The sequence below is a fragment of the Enterobacter cloacae complex sp. ECL411 genome, assembly GCF_021869665.1.
In the GTDB taxonomy this organism is placed as follows: Bacteria; Pseudomonadota; Gammaproteobacteria; order Enterobacterales; family Enterobacteriaceae; genus Enterobacter; species Enterobacter intestinihominis.
The window spans coordinates 3,920,732-3,941,362 of the sequence record NZ_CP091486.1; the positions used below are offsets into that span (position 1 = coordinate 3,920,732).

The 20,631-nt window shown below is 54.6% G+C and carries 11 protein-coding genes, 1 tRNA gene and 3 pseudogenes; 9 read left to right on the forward strand and 6 right to left on the reverse strand.

Going from position 1 to position 20,631, the window contains the following annotated elements:
• Positions 1-36: 36 nt before the first annotated feature.
• The gene (locus L3069_RS18825; protein ID WP_022649374.1) at positions 37-2,172 is read right to left on the reverse strand and encodes an ornithine decarboxylase; all 2,136 of its coding nucleotides are present in this window, start codon (positions 2,170-2,172) and stop codon (positions 37-39) included.
• 181 nt (positions 2,173-2,353) lie between these two features.
• On the opposite strand from L3069_RS18825, the gene L3069_RS18830 reads away from it, so the two are divergent.
• From L3069_RS18830 to L3069_RS18840, 3 genes and pseudogenes are all read left to right on the forward strand, one after another.
• Positions 2,354-3,067, forward strand: a complete 714-nt coding sequence (locus L3069_RS18830; RefSeq protein WP_003862452.1) for a DUF554 domain-containing protein — start codon at positions 2,354-2,356, stop codon at positions 3,065-3,067.
• A 95-nt stretch (positions 3,068-3,162) separates the two neighbouring features.
• A tRNA-Phe gene (locus tag L3069_RS18835) sits at positions 3,163-3,238 on the forward strand.
• A gap of 521 nt (positions 3,239-3,759) precedes the next feature.
• Positions 3,760-4,578 (forward strand): annotated as a pseudogene (locus L3069_RS18840) (DUF4225 domain-containing protein).
• Here L3069_RS18840 and L3069_RS18845 read toward each other — a convergent pair.
• The 3 genes and pseudogenes from L3069_RS18845 to L3069_RS18855 form a co-directional block, all read right to left on the reverse strand.
• A complete protein-coding gene (locus L3069_RS18845; RefSeq protein ID WP_023298582.1) occupies positions 4,556-4,882 on the reverse strand; it encodes a hypothetical protein in 327 nt (108 codons plus the stop codon). The pseudogene L3069_RS18840 and the gene L3069_RS18845 overlap by 23 nt on opposite strands.
• Before the next feature lie 401 nt (positions 4,883-5,283).
• Positions 5,284-7,071, reverse strand: coding sequence for a hybrid sensor histidine kinase/response regulator (locus tag L3069_RS18850; protein WP_038416717.1), 1,788 nt, complete (start codon positions 7,069-7,071; stop codon positions 5,284-5,286).
• Positions 7,068-7,699: pseudogene (locus tag L3069_RS18855) on the reverse strand (LuxR C-terminal-related transcriptional regulator). Before L3069_RS18855 ends, L3069_RS18850 begins: the two are co-directional and overlap by 4 nt.
• A 175-nt stretch (positions 7,700-7,874) precedes the next feature.
• Here L3069_RS18855 and L3069_RS18860 point away from each other — a divergent pair.
• Positions 7,875-8,189 (forward strand): lipoprotein, encoded by a 315-nt coding sequence (locus tag L3069_RS18860; protein WP_003862457.1) that lies wholly within the window; start codon positions 7,875-7,877, stop codon positions 8,187-8,189.
• Positions 8,190-8,303: 114 nt separating this feature from the next.
• Complete coding sequence (locus L3069_RS18865; RefSeq protein WP_063135854.1) at positions 8,304-11,321, forward strand: autotransporter outer membrane beta-barrel domain-containing protein; 3,018 nt, start codon at positions 8,304-8,306, stop codon at positions 11,319-11,321.
• Between the two features lie 61 nt (positions 11,322-11,382).
• Here L3069_RS18865 and L3069_RS18870 read toward each other — a convergent pair whose 3' ends face one another.
• A complete protein-coding gene (locus L3069_RS18870) occupies positions 11,383-11,910 on the reverse strand; it encodes a LuxR C-terminal-related transcriptional regulator (RefSeq protein WP_051979844.1) in 528 nt (175 codons plus the stop codon).
• A 668-nt stretch (positions 11,911-12,578) separates the two neighbouring features.
• Here L3069_RS18870 and pgaA point away from each other — a divergent pair.
• From pgaA to pgaD, 4 genes and pseudogenes are all read left to right on the forward strand, one after another.
• Positions 12,579-15,017 carry a poly-beta-1,6 N-acetyl-D-glucosamine export porin PgaA gene (gene pgaA, locus L3069_RS18875; protein WP_038416720.1) on the forward strand — a complete coding sequence of 813 codons (2,439 nt, stop codon included), beginning with the start codon at positions 12,579-12,581 and terminating at the stop codon, positions 15,015-15,017.
• A gap of 8 nt (positions 15,018-15,025) precedes the next feature.
• Positions 15,026-16,951, forward strand: a complete 1,926-nt coding sequence (pgaB, locus tag L3069_RS18880; protein ID WP_236901892.1) for a poly-beta-1,6-N-acetyl-D-glucosamine N-deacetylase PgaB — start codon at positions 15,026-15,028, stop codon at positions 16,949-16,951.
• Positions 16,944-18,274: pseudogene (pgaC, locus tag L3069_RS18885) on the forward strand (poly-beta-1,6-N-acetyl-D-glucosamine synthase). Before pgaB ends, pgaC begins: the two are co-directional and overlap by 8 nt.
• Positions 18,271-18,705, forward strand: a complete 435-nt coding sequence (gene pgaD, locus L3069_RS18890) for a poly-beta-1,6-N-acetyl-D-glucosamine biosynthesis protein PgaD (protein ID WP_038416723.1) — start codon at positions 18,271-18,273, stop codon at positions 18,703-18,705. The pseudogene pgaC and the gene pgaD overlap by 4 nt, the downstream one beginning before the upstream one ends.
• 52 nt (positions 18,706-18,757) lie before the next feature.
• Here the strand turns inward: pgaD and gss are convergent, their stop codons facing one another.
• Positions 18,758-20,620 carry a bifunctional glutathionylspermidine amidase/synthase gene (gene gss, locus L3069_RS18895; protein ID WP_038416724.1) on the reverse strand — a complete coding sequence of 621 codons (1,863 nt, stop codon included), beginning with the start codon at positions 20,618-20,620 and terminating at the stop codon, positions 18,758-18,760.
• Positions 20,621-20,631: the final 11 nt, after the last annotated feature.

A 20,631-nucleotide genomic window follows, 5' to 3' on the forward strand; every position in this document is an offset into this window, starting at 1 on the left:
CTCTCCCCTTTGGGGAGAGGGTTAGGGTGAGGGGCCCTACTTTAACACGTACCCATACAGTCGCTTGATCCCGTCGGCATCCTTCTCGCTGTAAACGCCCTGCAACTCTGGCGAGAAACCCGGCAGCATATTAATGCCCTCTTCCAGCGCCAGGAAGTAGCGCTGTACTGCTCCACCCCAGACTTCCCCCGGTACCACGCACAGCACGCCCGGCGGGTATGGCAGCGCACCTTCGGCGGCAATGCGTCCTTCGGCGTCACGAATACGCACCAGTTCGACGTTCCCGCGAATGTACTCCTGGTTGGCATCCTGCGGGTTCATCACCACGGCAGGCAGGCTCTCCTGGCGGAACATCGCCTTCTGTAAATCCTTCACGTTAAAGCTGACGTAGAGATCGTGCATCTCCTGGCACAGCTGACGGATCGTATAGTCGCGGTAACGCACCGGGTATTTCTGATAGATGGTCGGCAGCACATCCACGAGCGGCGTATCGTCTTCAATATGCTGTTCAAACTGCCCCAGCATCGCCACCAGCTGCATTAGCTTCTCCGCGCTCTCGGCTGGCGTCAGCAGGAACAGGATGGAGTTGAGATCGCACTTCTCCGGCACAATGCCGTTTTCGCGCAGGTAGTGGGCGAGAATGGTCGCCGGAATGCCGAAATCGGTATAGTGCCCTGTTTCCGCATCAATGCCCGGCGTGGTCAGCAGCAGCTTGCACGGATCGACGAAATACTGTTCACGGGCATAGCCTTCAAAACCGTGCCATTTTGCACCCGGTTCAAAACTAAAGAAGCGACGCTCGCTGGCGATAGCCTGCGTGGGGTGATCCTGCCATGGCCGCCCCGCCACCACCGGTGGGATAAAGGGTTTGATCATATTGCAGTTGGCGATAATGGCTTTGCGCGCTTCAATGCCCAGCTCGACGCACTCAGCCCACAACCTGCGTCCGCTCTCACCCTCGTGGATCTTGGCGTTCACGTCCAGCGCCGCAAACAGCGGGTAAAACGGGCTGGTGGAGGCATGCAGCATGAACGCATTGTTCAGCCGCTTGTGCGGGCAGAAGCGCGACTGACCGCGAATATGGTTATCCTTTTTATGGATCTGTGAGGTTTGCGAGAACCCGGCCTGCTGTTTGTGGACCGACTGGGTCACGAAAATTCCCGGATCGTTCTCGTTCAGTTCCAGCAGAAGCGGAGACGTTTCCGCCATCATCGGGATAAATTGCTCGTAGCCGACCCAGGCGGAGTCAAAGAGGATGTAGTCGCAAAGGTGACCGATCTTGTCGATCACCTGACGGGCGTTGTAGATCGTGCCGTCGTAGGTGCCGAGCTGAATGATCGCCAGACGGAACGGGCGCGCCTCGGCGGCTTTCTGCGGCGCGACGTCACGGATCAGTTCCCGCAGCCAGGCCTCATCAAAGCAGTGTTCATCGATCCCGCCGATAAAACCAAACGGATTACGGGCTGCCTCAAGATAGACAGGCGTTGCCCCGGCCTGGATCAGCGCCCCATGATGGTTGGACTTATGGTTGTTACGATCGAACAGCACCAGATCGCCACGGGTCAGCAGCGCATTGGTCACCACTTTATTGGCTGCCGACGTGCCGTTCAGCACGAAGTAGGTTTTATCCGCGTTGAACACTTTCGCCGCGAACTTTTGCGCGTGCTTGGCAGAACCTTCGTGGATCAGCAAATCACCGAGCTTCACGTCGGCATTGCACATATCGGCACGAAACACGTTTTCACCGAAGAAGTCGTAAAACTGCCGCCCGGCGGGATGTTTTTTGAAAAAGGCGCCGTGCTGGTGACCCGGACAGGCAAAGGTGCTGTTTCCCATCGCCACATACTGGCTCAGGGTGTCAAAAAAGGGTGGCAGCAGGTTCTCTTCATACCGGCAGGCGGCAGATTCCAGTTCCAGCAATTCTTGTGCTTTACCCGAGATGATCGCCGTGACACCCTCTGGCACCTCTCCTGGCTCTGTTGAGAACATAAATACCGGTAGCTGAAAGCCCGTACGCTTCAGCAACGCAAGAATGCCGCTGTAGCTTTCAACAACCGTAATGACGACTGCCGCCACATCGGTGAAATCGGTGTTATCCAGCATAACCTTTTCGCGATGCGTAGAAACTTTGGATACCAGCTCACGGCTGACGGCAATTTTCATGGTTTTCATAAGCGCAAATACCCTCACCGAACGGTGAGACAGGAAGGAGAAAATTCGCGCAATCATGTCACCTTTTATTTTCAGGTGCAAGAAGGAATCAGTATGCGTTACGCCTCCCAAAGCTAAGCATAATCAGGGACGGACGTGCCATAATCATGCAATGCCAGTGCTTAAATAACAGGAGTTAAACGTGGTGATTGGACCCTTTATCAATGCGGGAGCCGTATTGCTGGGCGGTGTACTTGGGGCAGTATTAAGCCAGCGGTTGCCGGAGCGTATTCGCGTCTCCATGCCCTCCATTTTTGGCCTGGCGTCGTTAGGGATTGGTATCCTTTTAGTGGTGAAATGCGCCAACCTGCCGGTGATGGTACTGGCGACACTGCTCGGCGCGCTGATCGGCGAGTTTTGCTATCTGGAAAAAGGCATTAATCACGCGGTAGGCAAAGCCAAAAATCTGATTGCCCGACCGGGCAAGGCAAAGCACGGCACGCACGAGTCGTTTATTCAGAACTACGTTGCGATCATTATTCTGTTCTGTGCCAGCGGCACGGGGATATTCGGTTCGATGCAGGAAGGGATGACCGGCGATCCCAGCATACTGATTGCGAAAGCGTTTCTGGATTTCTTTACTGCCACCATCTTTGCCACTACCCTCGGCATCGCCGTGGCGGCGATTTGTGTACCGATGCTGCTTATTCAGCTGGCGCTGGCCACCTGCGCCACGCTGATCCTGCCGCTGACGACGCCTGCGATGATGGCGGACTTTACCGCCGTCGGCGGCCTGCTGCTGCTGGCGACAGGGCTGCGCATCTGTGGCATCAAGATGTTTGCAGTGGTGAACATGCTCCCAGCCCTGCTGCTCGCGATGCCGCTTTCCGCGCTCTGGACGCACTTTTTCGCTTAAGTTTGCGACGAAATGGTGAGAGAGTGTGCAGTCTGCAACGAAAACAACAAATTTCGTTGACGTCGGAGGGCGGATCGGGTTTAATGCGCCCCGTTGCCCGGATAGCTCAGTCGGTAGAGCAGGGGATTGAAAATCCCCGTGTCCTTGGTTCGATTCCGAGTCCGGGCACCACTTATTTATAACCCTCGCTTCGGCGGGGGTTTTTGCTTTCTGAGTCAGCAACTCGTTGTTTGAACAGTAGTTACCGCCCTTATCTCTCCTCCGGCCCCGCTTCCCGGTGGTACAACTGGCGTTGTTTACCGCCTTTACCGCCACACAGAAGCAGAAAAACCTGACCTTCACCGATCTATTTGAGCATTACAAATGCACATATCAATTGGACAGAGCCCGACAGAGCGGCATCACGTATCCGTGATTACCCCCCATCGGCTAACTGTTTTATTAGATTCATCGGTGGTAAATCCATCCGGGACATCCTGAAAAGTGACCTTTCGGCGTTCCGTACACTGCTGGAACAGGCCCTGGCTAACCGCAGTAAAGTAGGCCGAGGAACGAAGCTGTAAAAAGCGACTTCTACTTCAGACACCGTAACCACATTGCTACTATATTGTGTGTGCGTTGGCACGCATGGCTGTCATGGGGGCGTTTATCAGTCTAAGCAGAGGCCGGTAAAGCAATTGAGAGGAACTACAATGGATGCAGCATTACTTAACATGATGCGCTCAGATGGAAGAAATAAAGCCTGGGCGGAAACTATGGTGAATATGGAAGCCAGGAAACTGGTAAATACAGCCAACACTCTGTCGGCTTTTCATCTCAGCGATAGTTTGACTCGAATGAAGTTTGTTCAGGAAATTCGGGACCTCATAGAACATCAGTTTACGTTAGCTCGTCGGGCTTAATCAGATGAAGAATGCATGGAATGCGTTAAAATTCTCAGAGAAGAAAACAGTAACCTGCTGGAACAAGCGCGTTTATTAAGAACGAAGGCAGCGAAGCTTTACGCTAAAGTCGAGTTTATCCGAGAGAATAACAAAATTGTTGGGTATGTGATCTCGGCTGTTAGTGTTGTCCTGGCCGGTGCTGAATTAGCCGCAGGATTTACCCTCATAGGCACTATGACCCCTCTCGGGGTTCTTGCTGGTGCGATTCTGGTTACTGACGGGACAAACAGCATCAGTAAAGAAGTGGCTCGCTACGCAACTAACAACACTACCAGTGAAGGGCTGGTCGCGAATGCCGCGATGTCTACAGCTGAGTTTATGGGCTTTAGTCGTGAGAATGGGTTAGGTGTCTACAAATCAATTTCACTGGCCGCTAATGCGTACACCATTTTTGGCTTGTTACGGCGACCTGGTACCTGGCGACTGTTTCGTTATCTCCCTGCTGACTATTACCGAAAGGTGAGCACACTGAGCCGCCCGCAGCTTACAATGAAAATAGCGGGTTATGGCGTGAAAGCTAAGATTATTTTTGATCTGTTGTCCGTCAGCGACCCGTCCCAGAATTAGTCAGCATTTTACGATAACGCCAGGATTTGTAGCCAAGTTTTGCTGGCGTTATATACCAGATGAAAGGTAGTACAATCAATAATGTGAGCGCAAGTGTCAGGCTTGTATCCTTGGATGCAAGTAAAAGAGTTAAAGCCAGTATGATGAAGGCAATAATAGTTATCCACTTCATAGCCTTAAAACGATTGGCCAGATCATGAGTTACGCTATCAAACGAACCACCGTAATTTTCAATATTGTTTTTTAACTTTTGAAGATCTCGTTTGCTAAAACCTGATTTTAAAAGTGCCTCTTCGCTGGTCATTCTATTATCCGTCCCATAACTCACTGAAACCTGTGACGAAGTTTAACTTAATTTTGCGGATAAATCGCTACCTGACGATATTCGTCAAATCTATATATATCAACGAGTTGAAGATATCTTAGAGTATACGCTCGAAAACTGACATTATTGCCCACTGCGGAACTTCGCTGGTAGCAACTCTAATGACTCCTTCGGGGCCGTTTCCAACATCTCCCGCCCTGCCCGGTAGAAGCAACATGCAGATCACCACAGGAGGCTGAATCATGCACGATGAAATCATTAATCAGGCCCGCGAAATCCTCCCTCAGCGGCTCAACCATACCGACACATTGGCATCACAGCAGGACACCGCGTACTATCTGGCCCTACAGTGAAGCGCAATGCTGCTATTATCTATTCCCCTATCCACGACACCCTGACCACTGCGTCAGCAGCGCATGCAGTTTAGCCGGCTCCAGAGGCTTGCGAAGCACCAGGTACCCCTCCTGCTCCGCCTCCAGCAGAACCGGTGAATTAAATTCGCCGCTGACTATCGCGCCGCTCATATCCGGCAGACGTTCAAAAAGCGCTTTCAGGATATCGAAGCCGCTTTCGCCGGATCGCAGGCGCTGGTCGCACAGCACGGCGAACGGCGTAAAGCCGTCGTCGATGATGGCAAACGCTTCTTCAGCGGAGGCCGCACAGCGTACATCGATTCCCCAGACGCTCATCAGGCTCTCCCAGGCAGACGTCACCAGCGGGTCGTCATCGACGACCAGGCAGGAACCGTGCAGCGGCGCATAGCGTACCGGCGTGGCGGTGTTATCAGCGGCGGGCGGGGTGTCCAGCGCGCTATCTTCGCCAGCATATTGGGTAAAGCGCATCCAGAAGCGGGAGCCTTTCCCTTCAATGGATTGCATCCCGTATTTCACCTTCATCAGCTTGGCACAACGGGCCACTACGGCTAGTCCCAGCCCGTGTCCGGCGCTGTCGATCTTCCATGCCAGCTCGGGGCGGTAGTAAGGTGAGAAGATTTTGCCCTTCTCTTCATCGGCGATACCGACTCCCGTGTCCCACACCTCCACCATACACTCGTCACCGCGCGGTCGGATGGCGACCAGCACCCCGCCCTGGAGCGTGTAACGAAGGGCGTTTTGAATCAGGTTAATCAGGGACTGTCGCACCAGCAGCGAATCGCCCATCACGTAGATACGGCGTTTAGGCCGCCGGATGCACAGCCTAAGCGCGCGGCTGTTGGCCTCTTCGCGAAACAGCGTGATGACCGAGTCGAGCAGAGCACCGATATCCACTTTGGTCGGGACAGAGAGGACATTCCCGGATTCTATTTTGCTGAGATCGAGCAGAGAGTTGAGCATTAAATGTACCGAGCGAACGCTCTGCTGCAGGTCAAGAAGCTGTGGCGTCAGGCTGTCGTCCCGGTTTCGGTGGAGGATGGCTTCGATCAGAAAGCCCATAGCGTGTACGGGCTGGCGCAGATCGTGGCTGGCGGTGGTCAGAAACTGATTTTTATCCAGCAGTGCCTGCTCCGCGTCCTCTTTGGCCTGACGAAACTGTTCCGCCAGGCGTGAGCTTTTTTCCTCAAGCAGTGCCTGCTGAATAAAGAACGCATGGGAAGTTAACGCATGGCGGTAAATTGCGAAGCCGTAAAGCAGATTCAGCATGAGCACGATGAACATCAACTCATCCAGCCGCCAGATAATACCGAGGTTCAGCCCCCCCCAGGAGGCGAAGAAAAAGCGCGTAAAGGTGCTGATGACCGGCGTCAGATGCGTTGCATTGGCGGCGACGATAGCGGCGATGCTGATATTAAGTAACAGGAAAAAGTCAAAATTCTGCGTCTGTGGAGTAATTAAATAGAGCGAAGAAATGCCCAGCCCGTGAATAAAGGCGATATTATTAATACGCGGAAGCCAGCGTCGCAGGACGTCCCTATCACCGTTTTCTTTCGCTTCACGCTGATAGCGTCGGTGCAATAGTCGTATCGCCCCGGCACATAGCAGATAAATAATTATCCAGATAATCGTTGGGCCGAGGTCGTCCCCAAGCATATAAATCCAGATGGCGAAAGGAATACCCACAAAGGGCACAGCACTAAAGCTAAATACCAGCCGCAGAAAGGTGTTGTTTAGCAAACGGATCTGCGCCGGAGCAGATATACCTTCGTTTTGTAAGCTCTGGAAAAACCTCATTCCGACGGTTCCTGCTTGCCATGCAGAAGCGTGATGGCTTCAACCCGGCTGTTAACGCCTATCTTTTTCAATATATTGCTGATGTGTTCTTTGACCGTGGGCTCAGAAATTGAAAGCTGTGCGGCGATTCGTTTATTTGGCAGGCCGCGCATAATCATATTTAATACGTCTATTGTCGCGGCGTTAAGTTAAATTTACTTAACTTCTCATTATTTGCCTTAACGGAAATTTCGTTTCCCTCAGGAAACCAGGTCTGATTATCAGTGAGTGCGAAAACGGCCCGCGAGAACATCTCAGGTGGCTCGCTTTTCAATACAAAACCGTGGCCCCCGGCGGCATTAACTTTGCGCCAGATGTCATTATTGTCATCCCCGCTGACCACCAGGAGTCGTACCTGTGGGTAAAGTTGTTTTACTTCTTTGAGTAATTTCAGGGCCGTTCCGGAAGAGAGCCAAAAATCGATTACCAGCAAACGTGGCGGGCCATGATCCCTAATTTGGCGGTAGCAATCATCCTCATTCGTCACCACACACGCCTGTTTAAACTGGCAATGTGTAATCAGAAAATTGGCGATGCCGCTTGCTACCAATGGATGGTCATCAACGACTAACGCATAATTCTGTCCCAAAGGAGCCTCCTTTTACCTTCGCATATCTTAGAGTACAGATGAATTATTATCTACCCACCCTACTTTAGGAGGGTTTTTTCGATTAGGAAAGAGAAATATATTATTCGCTGATTTGGGTAAAAGAAAACATAAATACAATCAGTGAAATTAACTGGTTGGATATCAAGGATAATTTATGAAAAAACCACTAATCGTTTTAACCGTTACGTTGATGCTAGCCGGTTGTTCCACGTTGAAAACCGATCAGGCTATTCCACTCCTGCAAGCGGAGACCGCTAAAATGCTGGGACTGGGCTCATCGGATGAAATAACCGTGACCAACGTTAATGGCGCCCAGCCGGACGCACTGGGAGGACAAAAACTGTCTTATCGCGCCACGACAGAAAAAGGGCGTATTTTCGATTGTTCATCAATGATGATGCCGGGGATTTTAGGATCCGCACCGACGCTAAGCGCGCCAACCTGTACACCTGTTGTCACACATAAATAATTAACGCCGCATCAAAAGGCGTACATAAATAACGCCTTTTACATTTTCTGACGTATCTGAGTTTTCATAAAAACGATTTTCCAGACATCACGCTAATGAGTACGGAGATAGCCCGTGAATAACTCTACATCGCATGCTTTAGCGGTTAAGACGCCGCTTTCCAGACTTTACCTCGCTCTATTTTCCGCGCCGCTGTTACTGTTTTTATCTGCCGATATCGCGCGTGCAGCCGATGCCTTTTTTGATGGCGACTCGCGTATTACCGAAACGCTGGGTTACACCGGAGATGTTTATGTTGGACGTAATCAACGCGGAAACCTGCTGATCGATAATGGCAAAATCACCGCCTATAACATCAATATCGGTCGGCTGTTCGATGGCAAAATTTATGAAAGCGTGGTCACGGTCCGTGGGCCAGACGCTGAGCTTAACGCGGTGAACGATCGGTACGTCCTGCGCGGCGACCTGAATCTTGGCCTCGGCACCCTGCGAGTTGAAGAGGGCGCGCTGGCCAGCGCAAAGGAGATTGTTGTCGGCACCACCCGCGGCTACGACAGCCACCTTATCGCCACGGGTGCCGGTTCTCGCGTGACCAGTAATTTTCTGAGCGTAGGCACCGATCTGGGCGCACGCTCCACGCTGGCAATTGAGGACGGCGCGGCGCTCAATACCGCCTACGATGCGCGCATCGGGAATGGTACCGGGCCGGGTGAAACCGACACGCTGAGCCCGAAAGCCACCGTCACCGGGAGCGGCTCACAGTGGAACGTTGGCCGTACGTTGACGCTTAATGGCGACCTGGACGTACTGGACGGCGGAGCGGTTAACGTTGGCGGCGTGCAGGTGGCGGGCGTCTCCGGCGCAGGGAAAACCGCCGAATTGGTTATTGCGGGCAAGGACTCGCGCTTTACCAGCGGCAGCAGCGTGAGCGTGGGCGATTACGGCAATGGCGTGCTGTCTGTGATTGACGGCGGTTCATTTTCCGCTGGCAGCAATGCGCTGATCGTGGGGACATCGGGTTCCGGCTCGAACCGGGGTGCGCTCATCATCGGCAGCCGCGGCAATATGGACACCGGCACGGGTTTAACTGAGCCAACACCTGGCACGGCGGGCGGCGCAGGTACCCTCGATGCGAAGACGGCAATCAGCCTGCGTGGCGGACTGTTCGGCAGCTATGTCTACTTCAACCATACCGACGGAAATTACATCTTCAGCAACACGATGAGCGGTGAAGGTGATGTGATCAACACCTCCGGGCAAACGACGCTGAACGGCGATCTTTCCGCACTCAAGGCGAACGTAACCGCGCGGGGCGGTAAAGTTATCATTGCCAGCAATATTAATACCCAGCCAGAAGACGATATTTTTGATGTTCAGACGCTTAGCGCCGAGAACGGCGGTACGCTGATCCTCAACGCGACGGCGGGTTCAGACGTCAGCGACGGGGTCGGTTACAGCAGCGCCGCGTCAATCAAGTCCGGCGGCACGCTGGGCGGCAACGGCACGCTGGGCCAGACCGAGATCCTGTCTGGCGGGCATATCTCGCCTGGCGACGGCAATATCGGTACGTTGACGCTGAAACGCTATCTGAACTTTATCGGCGAATCCTTCTATGACGTGGATATCGCGGGCGATGGCAGCAGCGACCAGCTACTGGTATCGGGCAAAACCACCATCAGCGATCGGGCTAAGGTACAGGTCACCGCGCTGGATCCGCAAACCAGCTATAAAACGGGCCAAAGCTACCGCATTTTGACCTCCGACGGGGGAATTGACGGTGAGTTCGCCGGAGCGATTTCCAAATCCGCCTTCCTGGACGTGGCGCTTGAGCAAAGCACCAACGCCGTCGATCTGACCATCGCGCAGAAAGAAACCGGTGGCGAGAATCCTGGAGGCGAAAACCCTGGCGGTGAGAATCCCGGAGGCGAGAACCCGGGCGGTGAAAACCCCGGAGGTGAAAACCCGGGCGGTGAGAATCCTGGCGGCGAAAACCCGGGCAGCGGCAAGCCGGGCATTTTCCAGACCGTGGCCCAAAGCAGCAACCAGTGGAATACCGCTGGCGCGCTCTCCACGCTGACGCAAAGTGGCCCGTCGCTGGCGCTGTATAACTCGCTGTTGCTGCTGAGCGCGCCGGAAGCGCGCGAGGCGTTCAACCAGCTGTCTGGCGAAGTTTATCCATCAATGCAGTCCAACCTGATCGCTGGCAGCACGCAGGTGTTTAACGTGTTAAACCAGCGTATGCAGCGCGCGTTTGATAACGACAGCCTGCCGATCCCACCGTTAGCCATGTCGCTGGTGCAGCAGCCGGAGCCGCAAAACAATGGCGTCTGGGGCCAGACCTTCAGCTCCTGGAGCCGAAACAGCGGCGACGGAAACGTGGGCAAGCTGGACGGCAACACCACCGGCTTCCTGCTGGGGGCAGATCGCAAGCTGGCGGATCATAACGTGCGTGTCGGCGGCTACTTCGGCTACAGCCGGGGTGATTACGACGTCGACAGCCGTCGCTCCTCAACGGATACCGACAACTATCACCTTGGCCTGTATGCGGCGGGTCAACAGGATGCGTTCTCCCTTCGCGGCGCGCTGGGTTACACCTGGCACAAGATCGAGGGCGAGCGCAATGTTGATTTCAGCGGCTTCTCGGATCGGCTGAAGTCAGATTACGACGCTAACTCGCTGCTGGCGTTTACCGAAGCGGGCTACCGTTTCGGCCAGCCAGACAGGAATATTGAGCCGTTCGTCAATTTATCGTACATCCGGCTGCATACCGACAGCTTCAGGGAAGACGGCGGTGCCGCTGCGCTGAGCGTCCGTAACGAAACGATGAACACCTTCTATTCCACACTCGGGGTGCGCGGTGTGACCGAGCTGCCGAAGAACGTTAACCTCTACGGTTCGCTGGGATGGCAGCACGCTTATGGCGATAAAAATACCTCTTCGCGCATGGCGTTTGCGGGCAGCGACGCGTTCATTACTCAGGGGCAAGCCGTGGATGAGGACGTAATGGTGGGTGATATCGGCGTGAGCGTACAGCTGTCGCGTGCTGCGACGCTGGATGTGGGTTATCAGGGACAATATGGTGCGGATACCCGCGTCAACTCGGTGAACGCCAATCTGCGCTGGTCGTTCTGAATTATTTCCATTAAAAGAACCCGCCCTCGTGGCGGGTTTGTGCTTTTGGCTTCTGACGAAGCTAGGGATCGTTCCCAGCCGCGTCCAGCAGTTTGTTTTTGAAGATAAACAAACACGCCTCGTTGAAGTTCCCTGCCCCTAACCGCTCCGATAGCGCCGTTCGCTTGCGATAGAGGCTTTTAACCGACATATTCAGCTTATCTGCAATCTCTTCCATTGGCCTCCCTGCCTTCAGCAACCGGAGCATTATCGCTTCATGTCTACTCAGCCGTAAGTTAAGCAGCCATTTGGTTGTCAGACGCCAGCCTTTCATATCAAGCACCAGATTGAATAACGACGCCATATCCGGAGGCGTAAGCGACGTGTTCATAAACAGCTTCATACTGTGCAGATCCTCCTCTCGAGGGCGCATATCCAGCATAACGCAGCAGATGGTTTTTCTCGTTCTGGCCGGATGGCGTATCAGGTAATCATATAAACGGAGCGGCGTACGGCTATCAATCAGTACAGTATATTCATTTGCGTCGGTATCAAATATGTTTCTGTCTATCGAACAGAGGCAAATTATATCCGGGAAAAATAGCCGCATCCCCCTGACAAGGAAACAATCCTGAGTCACTAACACTATTGAAGTCGCCACTAATCATCCCTTTTAGATTAAAGCAAGCCCGCCTCTTAAGAAACAAGGACGCTTTCGTTTATAGCGCTTTACATTAACGGCAAATGTTTTCTGGCTTTGATCATCCCTCAATATGACATTGGTGAGCTAGACTTTTTGTAGACTATCACTCAATGCCTGGCGTTAATTATAAATAAAAAAGAATTTCAGAAAAGTCACTTCTCTGAACATTAAGAATTTTTGTCATGAAACTTCCCAAACATGCACCGGAAAGTACTTTAATTAACTCAGCAGAACTTCATTTCAAATATAAAAAAACTGCAAGCAGCAAAAGAAAAAACATTTAATATCAATCAGTTAAAAAGAATAATCCTGCACTGAATTATCTAAAAAACTTACTTCTTCCAGAATTATCTCAAAACCTCCCAGCCGCTTTTCAACTTATTTATCCCCCAACACATCGGGTGTACATTAAGCCCAATCAGACCACTGAGATGAGGGCGCATAATTACCTTTAAGTAAGTACCCCATAACGTAGCATCATTCAGATTTAATGTTCTCCTTTATGCCCTTTAACGCAGAGTTAAAAGGCGGCCGTGTTATGCAATGGATTCACGATAAACAAATGGCAAATAGATATGGAAAGATCGCTTAGCTTCACTACGTTATTCTTTTATCGCACCACAATATTATTGTTCCTGCTTTTACTCTTTCCTGTTCTGGTTCAGGCTGATGAATCCGTTTATGAGCATCAGATACAACAGGCACGTAACGGTAATTACGCTCTGTTTCTTGATTACCTACAGCGCTATGAGCAACAGCATGCCTTAACACCTGGACAGGTTGCGGACTGGTTACAGGTAGCCTCCTGGGCAGGACGCGATGATGAGGTTATTCGAGTCTGGCAGCGTTATGGTATTTATATGCCGCTGCCCGCTCGCGCCATCGCTGCTGTCGCCCAGTCCAGAAGAAACCAAAAAGCCTGGCCATCCGCCTTATCGCTGTGGAAAGAGGCGCTCAGCCTTGCGCCGGATAACGACGATTACCGCATCGGCTATGTTAAGACCCTGGCCGATGCCCGCAGAGATCGCCTCGCGCTTTCGGAAGCCCGGCAGCTGGTTAAGGACGATCCTTCTCCCGCGCACCTTGAGACGCTCTCCTATGTCTGGATGCGCCAGGGAAAAAACGGGGACCGGCTGCTGGCGGACATGCGCGCGCTGAACGCCGCACCAGGGAATAACGCCCTTCTTCGCGAGACGATCGATGCATTAACGGATAACCGGGTAAGCACACCCGCACTCTGGCTGTCGCAAAGCGCAGCGATGTCCCCCGCGGAGCGTCGCCGCCTTGAGCGTAACGCCGCGGCTGAAAAGGTACGCCTGGCGGATGTGCCTGGCAGAACGGAGAAAGAGCGGCTGCGGCTGGCACAAAACGCATTAGATCGCTATCACGTCCTGCTTTCCCGCTGGCAAAACGAACCGCAGGCGGCTGAAGACATCATCCTTGCCCGTATCGATCGGCTTGGCGCGCTGTATGCGCAGGGTGATTACCGGCAGGTTATTAGCGAATATGAGGCGCTGACGACCGCACAGCATCCGGTGCCGGACTGGGCCATCGGCTGGGTGATCTCTGCATATTTGCAGGAGAAAAACACCGTCGCCGCCTTCTCGCTTGTACAACGCTATCCACACTACGCCTCCGATCCGCAGGATGAGGAGCATGCGCTTTTCTATGCCTGGCTGGATACGGGGCAGTATCAGGCCGCCCGCCGCTACGTTGAGCGCGAGACCCGCAGCGTTCCCTGGACCCGCTACGATTTCGGATCCCCGACCGCTCAGCCGAACGATCGGTGGCTCACCGGACAGTCACTCAAACTTAACTATTTGCTGGCGACCAACGCCCTGCCGGAAGCCGAAAAGCTGTCGTATCGTCTGGCGTCAACGGCGCCGGGAAATCAGGGATTACAGATTGATTATGCCGCCCTGCTTCAGGCCAGGGGCCTGCCGCGCGCGGCCGAGCAAAAGCTTAAACGAGCAGAGGCGCTCGAACCCACGAATCTGGAGCTTGAAAAACAGCAGGCTTACGTCGCAATGGACCTTCAGGAGTGGCGCCAGATGGATTTACTGGCTGATGACGTAATTGCTCGCGCCCCCGCCGATCGCAGCGCCCGTCGCCTGGACAGGCTCAGAGCGGTCCACCATATGTCAGAGCTGCGTCTGAACGCGGGTAAAGGATTGCACTCAGATAACCCCGTCAGCGGTAGCCACGACATGAGCTGGGACGCCACGCTCTATGGCCCACCCGTGGCGGATAACTGGCGGCTATTTGCTGGCGCCCGCTATGCACAGGGGAATTTCGACGAAGGTAAAGGCATCAGCCGCCACCTGTTGGGCGGCGTTGAGTGGCGCCCACGTGACCTCACGCTCGAAGCCGAGCTCTCCAGCAACCGCTATCACGGCACAAACAGGCCGGGCGCACGGCTCTCAACAACCTACAGCCTGAGTGATAACTGGCAGGTCAGCGGTAGCCTCGAGCGCTCATCACGCGCGACACCCTTACGGGCATTACGCAATGGGATCAGCGCCAACCGGGGTGAAGGTGGGGTGCGCTGGTATCAAAACGAGCGACGTGAATACCAGTTCAACGCCGCCGTCAGCCGCTTCTCAGACCACAACCGCCGTCAGGAATACACCCTCTCTGGGAAAGAGCGTCTCTGGCAGACCCCGACCCTGACGCTGGATCTCGAACCGGGGATCGCCGCCAGTAAAAACAGCCTGCGGAATACGCTCTATTACAACCCGGCACGGGATCTGTCCGTGACGGCAGCCCTGTCCGTTGACCATGAGATGTACCGCCACTACGACACCCTCTGGAGCCAGCAGTTCGTGGCAGGCGGCGGCAGCTACTGGCAGAAAAATCAGTCGCCTGGCGCCATTACCCTGCTGGGTTACGGGCAACGCATTCAGTGGAACAACGTTCTCGATACTGGCGTGATGCTGAACTGGGATAAACGCCCTTACGACGGCAAACGCGAGAGTAATCTCTCCGTCACGTTAGATGCGACTTTACGCTTTTAAGGATGAATATGCTGAATACACGTTTTTCTGTAAGCCTGATCGTCATCGGCTGGCTCTGCCTCTGCGCGCAGCCGCTCTCCTTTATGGCTCCTGAAGAGAGGCCGCAGCTGGAGGCCAGCAAACCCTGGCCGGAGAATCAGTTTCTGGTCCTGGCCTACCACGACGTCGAAGATGATGCTGCCGATCAGCGCTACCTCTCCGTTCGCACCAGCGCGTTAAACGAGCAGATAAGCTGGCTTTTGCACAACGGCTATCACGCCATCAGCGTGCAGGACATTGTGGATGCGCATGAAGGAAAAAAAGCGCTGCCGCCGAAAGCCGTTTTGCTCAGCTTCGACGACGGCTACAGCAGCTTTTACACCCGCGTCTGGCCCCTGCTTCAGGCCTGGAACGTTCCTGCGCTGTGGGCGCCGGTGGGCAGCTGGGTGGATACGCCGGCAAATCAAAAAGTTAACTTCGGCGGTCTGATGACGCCCCGCGATCGGTTCGCGACATGGGACATGGTGCGCGAGCTCAGCCAGTCCCCGCTGGTTGAAATCGGCTCGCATACCTGGGCCTCGCATTACGGCATCCCGGCCAACCCGCAGGGAAGCCGTGAACCTGCTATCGCCAACCGTTTTTTCGATAACGCGACGGGGCATTACGAAACCGATGAACACTTCAACCAGCGGATCGCCGCAGACGTAGGGAAAGTCACCGAAAAAATCACCCAGGTGACGGGAAAAGCGCCGCGTGCCTGGGTGTGGCCCTATGGGGCTGCCAACGGTACATCGCTCGCTATCGCCCAGAAACAGGGCTATCAGCTGGCCTTTACCCTGGAGGACGGGCTGGCAAACGTGCGCGACCTCGGCAACATCCCGCGCCTGCTGATTGCCGGAAATCCGTCGATAAAAACCTTTGCCAACACGGTTAGCCGCGTTCAGGAGTTTGACCCGGTGCGCGTCATGCATGTTGATCTCGATTATGTCTACGATCCCGATCCGGCCCAGCAGACGAAAAACATCAACAAACTCGTCCAGCGGGTCTACGACATGAAAATCAGCCATGTGTTTCTCCAGGCGTTTTCGGATCCGCGGGGCGACGGCAGGATCGGCGCGCTCTATTTCCCCAACCGCCGGCTTCCGGTCCGGGCCGATCTCTTTAATTTTGTCGCCTGGCAGCTACAAACCCGCGCGGGAGTGAAAGTCTTTGCGTGGATGCCGGTCCTCTCTTTCGATCTCAGTCCAGCCCTGCCGCGCGTGCAGCGCCGGGATCGCCAAACGGGAGAGTTGACCGTGGCCGCCGAGCCCTATATCCGGCTCTCCCCCTGGAGTCCACAGGTTCGCCAACAGGTGACGGAGATCTATGAAGATCTGGCCCGCTATGCCAGCTTCAACGGGATCTTGTTCCATGACGACGCGGTGCTGACGGACGTTGACGATGCCGGGCAGGAGACGACGCGCCAGAAAAGCCAGCAGCTTATCGGGCTTACCCAGGCCCTTAGCCAGACGGTGAAGGACATCCGTGGCCCGCAGATCAAGACCGCGCGCAATATGTTCGCCCTCCCCATTCTGCAGCCCGAAAGCGAAGCGTGGTTTGCGCAAAATCTGGATGATTTTCTGTCGGCCTACGACTGGACGGTGCCGATGGCAATGCCACTGATGGAGTCCGTCCCGGCAGAAGAGAGCAATGCCTGGCTGACGCGTTTAGTCAACGCCGTCGCCGCACGCCCCGGCGCGCTGAATAAAACGATTTTTGAGCTACAGGCCAGGGACTGGGCGCAGAAACCGCAGCGTGCCGTAGCCGATGAACGTCTGGTGGGGTGGATGCAGGTGCTCCAGCTGAACGGCATCAAAAATTACGGTTATTACCCCGACGACTTTCTCAACAACCAACCTGATATTTCGCGTATCAGGCCTGAATTTTCTTCGTACTGGTATCCTGACAATGACTGATCGCATTATCGCCTTCTCTATTTTGTGTCTGGTATTCGGGTTGCCGTTAGGCGTAGCCGCGCTGTTTACCGGCGAACTGATTCTGGACTTTGTCTTTTCTGGCCGCTGTTTATGTCCGTGTTCTGGGTAACCGGCGGCCTCTATTTCTGGTTTCAGCTTGAACGGCACTGGTCGTGGGATAACGCAACACCCGCGCCCGCCTTAGCCGGTGAACCGTTAATCTCGATTCTTATTCCCTGCTTTAATGAGGAACGCAACGCACGGGAGACCATTAGCGCCGCGCTGGGTCAGCGGTACTGGAATGTTGAGGTTATCGCCATCAACGACGGCTCTTCGGACAATACCGCGCAGGTGCTGCATCAACTGGCGCAGGAGCAGCCGCGCCTGCGGGTGATTAATCTCGCGGAGAATCAGGGGAAAGCCGTGGCGCTCAAGGCTGGTGCGGCGGCGGCCCGGGGCGATCTGCTGGTCTGCATTGACGGCGACGCCCTGCTCGATCGCGATACGGCCGCGTATCTGGTGGCACCGCTGATTCAGTATCCCCACGTTGGGGCCGTCACCGGAAATCCGCGTATTCGCACGCGCTCAACGCTGATTGGTCGTATTCAGGTGGGCGAGTTTTCTTCCATTATTGGTCTTATCAAGCGAACGCAGCGGATCTATGGCCGGGTCTTTACGGTCTCCGGCGTCATCGCCGCCTTTCGCCGACAGGCGCTGGCGGATGTCGGGTACTGGAGCCCGGATATGATCACAGAGGACATTGACATAAGCTGGAAGCTTCAGCTGCGCCACTGGGATATCTTTTTCGAGCCGCGGGCGCTGTGCTGGATCCTGATGCCGGAGACGCTCAAGGGGCTGTGGAAACAGCGTCTGCGCTGGGCTCAGGGCGGTGCAGAGGTGTTTCTGGTTAACCTGCGCAAAATGGCCCGCTGGGAACATCATCGGATGTGGCCCCTGTTTCTCGAGTACGCGCTATCAACGCTGTGGGCGTTTGCCTATGGAGCGACCGTGGTGTTGTTCATTCTTAGCCATATTATCCCTCTTCCCGCGAACCTGGCCGTTGCGAGTCTGTTTCCCCCGGCGTTTACCGGGCTGCTGCTGGGGGTGATGTGCCTGCTGCAATTCCTCGTCAGTTTGTATATCGAGCGGCGCTACGAGCGGAAAGTGGCAGGCTCGCTGTTCTGGGTGATTTGGTTCCCGATGGTGTACTGGATGATTGGCCTGTTTACCACCCTCGTGGCATTTCCGAAAGTCATGCTTAAACGTAAACGCGCCCGCGCGCGCTGGATCAGTCCGGACCGGGGAAAAGGGAGCATTCAATGAACGAGAATACGTTAATTTTGACTGAACATCGGCTGGCACCGCGTCTTTTCGATGCCGCATTAACGCTGATAGCCTGGGGAGGATTCCTGTTTTTCCTGTATGCCAGGCTGTGGATGCAGTTAACCGAGGAGAGCGATCACCGCTGGAGCGTGATTATCGCCTCTTTTAATACAGTACTGGTCTATCTGCTGATTGCCGCGCTCAACGGCTGGCTGCTGATCCTGTGGTATCAGTACAATCGCCGCCGCGCGCATGTGAGGCGGCGTCATCCGCAAATGTTGCGCCATGACGAGCTTGCCCAAAGTTTTAACGTCACGCCGCAAATTATGTCCGAGATGAGCCAGTACAACCTGCTGACGGTCTATCATGACCAGATCGGCCGCATCATTGATTTGAAGATCAGCGAGCAGCAGGTCGAGGAAGAAGAGTAATAAAAAGCCCCCGCAGCATACCCTGCGGGGGCTTTTTTATAACAGGGAGACGTTATTTATCCTTCACCACAATCAGCGGTTCAATATCGCTCTCTTTCTTCACCACCAGCGAGTCATCCCCACGCAGACAGGTTCCGCCATAGTTTCCGCCCACGGTAAAGGTGCAGACCTGTATGTATCTGCCGTCAACCTTTGGCAGGCACCATAGCTGCTGGTAGATATTTTTGCGGTCAACAAACTTGCCGCTGGACTGGTCCAGCAGTTGATCCTGGGCGCCGATCAGATCGATATTGCTCCCGCAGCGTCCGGCTATCGGTTTAACGGCATAGCCTGTCCGTTTCAGCAGCGCATTCACCTCAAAATCGGTATCCAGCAGGTAACGGTGGTTCGGGAACAGCTGCCACAGCACCGGCAGGATCGCCTTGTTACCTGGGATCACCGTCCACAGCGGTTCAAAGACCAGCACTTCCGGGCGCAGCAGGACGTCAATCAGGCGCACTTCACCTTGCGGGTGACCGGTACGGATGGGCACGGCGGCGTACTCGGTTTCGCTCACCTCGCGGATCTGCTCGATCGCCGTTTCCCACGCCCAGGTTTTCCATACGCAGTTGACGTGACGGCCTTCATCATCAATCAGTTGCCCGGCAGCATCCCAGCTCAGCGCGCCCAGTCCATGCAGGATTTTGGTTTCAAACCCGGCCTGGATCAGCGAGCGCTGAATAAAGAGCGCGTGGTAATCCTCTTCGATATCGTTGTCCTGCATGATATGGACGAACGGCCGCGCGTGGCTGTGCTTCCAGGCGCCGGTCAGCTCCTCCAGCAAGCCTTCCGCCGGATTGTGGCCGGTGCCGCGATAGCCGTTTTTCACCCACTCTTCAAGAATCAGCCCGCCCTCGGTATGGCAGGAGGCGGAATCCGCGTTGTACTCGTAAACCTTAATGCCGCGCTCATCCATGCAGAAATCCATACGACCGGTGATCATATGGTGACGACGCCACTGCCACGAGAGGCGCAGACGCGGCCAGAGAATTTTCGGGATGTCGAAAAGCGCGAGTAAGCTGTCGTCTTTCAGCACCTTGTCGGTGGCATGAAGGTACATCAGGTGCAGTTCATTGGTGGCTTTGATCAGCTCCTGCTCGGCACTTTCGGTAATGGTGAAGTACTGGCAGGGATCGTTGTTAATAACGTGGCCGTTCGCGCGAACGTACGCCTGTTGCAGGGCGTCGTTTTCATTGAGCCATTTTCCGTCGAACTGACGGTTGTTCTTCAACCGCGCGCCGCTGATTTTCAGCAGCTCACCGTCGATCTCCGGCTGAGGAATACTGTGTTCCGTCTCCTCCGTCTGGATCATCCAGCCGAGGATCTCGGTATCGCTGAACGTATCATGAAGCGTATAGCAACCGTTCTCAACGCTCAGACGCAGCTCGCGCGTCCACTGCTGCCCCATCGGCAGCGGAGAGTGAATAACGTTCTGCTCGGCAATGCGCACTCTGTCGTCCAGCAACTGGGTGATGACGGCGACGTGGCCGGTCTCTTGAAATTCACCGCCCTTTTGCCAGATGAGCAATGCACCGGCCTGCGGCGCGCGCTTCGAGCCATTAGCAAAGGCCTGTAGCGGCAGGATGTTGTCATTCACCACCTGGCGTAAAAAACGCAGGGAGAAGATCTCCCACGCCATCCCGACGTCGGTAAAGACAAACCCGTGGTTGAGAAACAGGAAACGGCGCGCAAACTCAACGCACTGCCATTTATGGCCCATGTATTCGTTGCCGATATAGCTGCGGAATTCCGCGTCTTCCGGATAGTGACGCGGATCGAGACTGCCGTAATTTGAAGAGTAAATCGCCACGCCACCCGGCGCATAGCCTAATAACGTCCCGAAGGGTGCGTCACTGCTTAACGTTCCTTTACGCATGTGTCCAACCT